Source organism: Pseudalkalibacillus sp. R45, from assembly GCF_052246725.1.
GTDB lineage: Bacteria > Bacillota > Bacilli > Bacillales > Fictibacillaceae > Pseudalkalibacillus.
The window spans coordinates 1-2,511 of sequence record NZ_JBQQCL010000040.1; the positions used below are offsets into that span (position 1 = coordinate 1).

A 2,511-nucleotide genomic window follows, 5' to 3' on the forward strand; every position below is an offset into this window, starting at 1 on the left:
CGACGGTTCCAGGAAGCGCTTATGAAGGCGGTTGGAATGGAACTTCGATGGCTGGACCACACGTATCAGCTGTCGTCGCACTACTTCGTCAAGTCGACTCTTCCTTGACTGTCGATGAAATCGAAGAAATTTTACTTAGCACGGCTGAGCCGATGACCAATGGAGAATATCCTGAGTCTCCGAACAATGGGTTTGGATACGGATTGGTCAACGCATTTGACGCGGTCTCTTCTGTCATCAGCGGCCTAGGTGTCGTAAAAGGAAGTGTGACGGAAGAAGGGGAAGATGCTGAAGCTCCTGTATTCGAACATGACGCTCCAGCAGAAACCTATTCAGGTTTGAACCTGCCGTTGTCGGTTACTGCTTCTGATAACGTCAGTGTGACAAATGTACGTCTTGAATATGAAACGTCTAATAACAATTGGGAATCTGTTGAAGCTGTACGCACAGAAGGAGACTACTTATCTGGAACATATGAAGCTGTCATTCCAGGTGAAGCAATCGCGGAACCTTCACTTACTTATCGTTGGGTGATCGAAGACTTCGGCAACAATGATGTAACTTCAGAAGAATACGAAGTATCTGTTTTACCGGGAATCACGACTGGTTATGAAACAGACTTCGAATCTCAGCCGACGGGTTGGATTTCTTGGGGAGACAATAATACTTGGGAATGGGGTGCCCCTACTTCAGGACCGGGTGAAGCAGCATCTGGTGAAAATGTTTATGCGACCAATCTTGCTGGCGACTATGACAACAATGCAAACATGACCCTTATGATGCCGCCGATCGATCTCGGTGAAGGGGAAGCCTATCTTCAATTCAACAACTGGTATAACCTAGAAAACAACTATGACTATGGTCATGTTGTAATTTCGACTGACCAGGAAACTTGGGAACAAGTGGCTGAATTCAACAATACGAGCGGTGAATGGGTTGAAGAGGAAATTGACCTTTCCGAGTATACGAACCAAAGGGTTTATGTTGGATTCAACGTTGATACTGACTTCAGTGTCGTAAGACCAGGCTGGTATATTGATGACGTGCGCTTGAGTGATACATCAATCAATCCGTCATCAAAAGCTTCTCTAAATGGTGGTAAAGCTAAACCTGACAAGAATGTTAAACCGTCCAATGATGTGACTCCTAAGAAAGAAAAAACAGCTAAGAAAGAAAAAGTAATTCCGGCTGAATTGATGCCGACGAAACGTATCGATATTGAGAAAAAGGATGGCAAAGGAAAAGACGCTGGTCCATCTGCATTACCACTTGAAGCAGAAGTGAGTATTCTTGAATCGGGACGCTCCACTACTACAAGCCCTGTGGATGGAAGCTACTCGATTACGCATGCTGCTGGTGACTATACGGTGATGGCAGAAGCGTATGGATACCACCCACAAGAACAATCTGTTTCTATCCCAGATGATGGGGAAGCAGTAGCTGACTTCACGCTGGAAGAAATGGCACAGGGAACCGTTTCTGGTACGGTGACTAACGAGCAGACAGGTGATCCGATCGAAGGAGCGACTGTATTGCTTGTCGAAGATGCAGCCGTCACACCTGTTGAGACCGATGCAGACGGAAACTATACGCTGACTGCTTATGAAGGCGAATATACGTTGAAAGTGATGGCATCTGGTTACTATGGTGAAGAATTCACTATAACGGTTGAAGGTGACGAGGTAACGGATCAAGATGCTCAACTGAAACCATTCATCGGCTATCCAGGAGAAATCGGATACGATGATGGTACTGCTGAAAATGCACGTGCATTCTACGATGCAGGAAATGGCTGGGGTGTAAGGATGTCCCTTCCGGAAGGAAAAGAAGAGGCGCTTGTCACTGGCGGTATGTTCCGTTTCTGGACAACCGACTGGCCGAATCCAGGTGGTACCGACTTCCAGGTTGAAATCTGGGATGCCACTGAAGAAGGCGCTCCTGGTGAGAAGTTAGCTGGACCGATTGATGCGACAGCCCTCCGTACTGGAGAGTGGACCCATGTCGATCTTGCAGACCAGGGTGTCACGGTTAATGGCGACTTCTTCATGGTCTATATCCAATCTGATCCGAACCCATATGCACCAGGACTAGGAACAGATGAAAACGGGCCGAATGCAGAGCGAAGCTGGCAATTTGTCGGTGGCGCATGGTCCCAATCCCCTGCTGCTGAAGGGAACTACATGATCCGTGCAACCGTCGATTATGAAGTGACGGCACCGGTCATCACTTCTCCAGCAGACGGCACACATACGAATGATGAAAATGTGACGGTTGAAGGTCAATCCGCACCGGGTGTGGATGTACACCTTGAAAATAATGGCGAAGAAGTCGCAGTCGTAGCTACGAATGAAGACGGATCTTTCTCTGCAGACATCACACTTGTTGATGGCGAGAATGTCCTTGTTGCGACTGCTTCCAACGAACGCGGCATGACAGATCCTTCCGAGCCAGTGACGGTCACGTTGGATCAGACAAAACCGGAATTGACCATTGAAAGTCCGGAAGACGATT

The 2,511-nt window shown here is 47.7% G+C and carries 1 protein-coding gene; it reads left to right on the top strand.

Annotated features, from left to right (window positions below; translation table 11 throughout):
• On the top strand, positions 1–2,511 hold a 2,511-nt coding region (locus tag ACTWQL_RS24740; protein ID WP_443145005.1), incomplete at both ends, for a carboxypeptidase regulatory-like domain-containing protein.